We start from the raw sequence: 1,323 nt of genomic DNA on the forward strand, positions 1-1,323 counted from the left end.
ATTACCTTCTTTTTTATATTTTCGATACCACCTTCCTATTGCTGATACACTTATTTTAAATAATTTAGATGCTTGGTCATAACTATTCCCAGCTTCTAAATATTCTACTACTTTTTCTCTTCAATCATTGCTATAGCTTTTTGTCATTTTTCCTTTCATTATAACGAAGAATGATATCTAATTCAATCTAAATTACTATATTGCAAACTTCAATTTAATTTATCATATTATCCTCTTTACCGCACTCGCTCAAGTACAGCATTAAGCAATTCCACCACACCCTGCTCTACTCCAAAACCTTTCGCAATCTTCAAAAAATCATTAATAATAATGTTTTTAGTAGTGTCTGGATAAAAAATTAACTCAGCTACGCTCACTAATATTAACGCATCACGTAATACATGAGTGGTTTTTTCTTGAAACACTTGATGCATTTTACCTCTAATATCCTGATAGTTAGTAGCTAGTACATGCAGTAAATTATTAAAAAAATCAACGCTAAACTGCATTTTTTTCTCATCGCCATCATTCAAATAGCCTAAACTATTTAAACATATTATATCTTCCGCTATAGATAAAATATGAGATTTCCCATCATTTTCTAGATCTAAATTTAACTGATAACAAGGGTGACGATAGATAAAAGCATACATCACTTGTACGCACAACAATCTTGATATAGTCTTCTTATTCACAAAACATTCCCGCGAAGTAATTGCTTGCATACAAACCTAAGGTATTTTAGTTATTATTTCTTTAATCAAATTTTTAATTATATACTGCGCAGCAATGATTCGCTCATTGGACATCTTGCATTCGCTGATGACTTACGTAAGTTTTACAAGAGATCGTATGATTTTTACGCATATTATTACCAGACCTCTTTCTAACTCTCTCAGTCATAAGCAAATGAAAACGCAAAACTTCCAGCATACATGAATTTAAGTGAGATGTTCAAATCAACAGACGCAGTTGCCATAAATGAGTAGAGTTCCAAAAAGGTCTAATAAATTATCCATTTATATAGCTTGCAACAACTATAGTAATTTAGATTGAATTAGGTATTTTAAAGAAATAAGAAATAGCCTCATATAATTGATCAAATTCAGTAATTTGATTTTTAATCCAACATTTCATATTAGCCCAAAATTTCCTTATTGGATTCAGATCTGGTGAATATGGAGGCAAAAAAGCGATCCTGCAATTTACTAATGCAATCAATTTTCTTGTCTTCTTAGATTTATGAAAAGAAGCATTGTCCACTCAGCTTTCAAATAATAGTGTATTGCATGAACCATTAAATACCATAGGTGCTATTGATTT

General features: G+C 30.6%; 2 protein-coding genes and 1 pseudogene. All 3 read right to left on the reverse strand.

The window, feature by feature from the left end:
• Positions 1-108 (reverse strand): annotated as a pseudogene (locus Sarmat_RS07520) (helix-turn-helix domain-containing protein); the annotation flags it as partial.
• 128 nt (positions 109-236) lie between these two features.
• Positions 237-725, reverse strand: coding sequence for a transcription antitermination factor NusB (locus Sarmat_RS06660; RefSeq protein ID WP_202149964.1), 489 nt, complete (start codon positions 723-725; stop codon positions 237-239).
• Between the two features lie 322 nt (positions 726-1,047).
• Positions 1,048-1,263, reverse strand: a complete 216-nt coding sequence (locus Sarmat_RS06665) for a transposase (protein WP_202149965.1) — start codon at positions 1,261-1,263, stop codon at positions 1,048-1,050.
• Positions 1,264-1,323: the final 60 nt, after the last annotated feature.

This window comes from Candidatus Sarmatiella mevalonica (assembly GCF_016751895.1).
Lineage (GTDB): Bacteria > Pseudomonadota > Alphaproteobacteria > Rickettsiales > Rickettsiaceae > Sarmatiella > Sarmatiella mevalonica.

Coding starts and splice junctions, on each gene's coding strand:
- Sarmat_RS06660 (WP_202149964.1), bottom strand. CDS start 725: ATGCAAGCAATTACTTCGCGGGAATGTTTTGTGAATAAGAAGACTATA.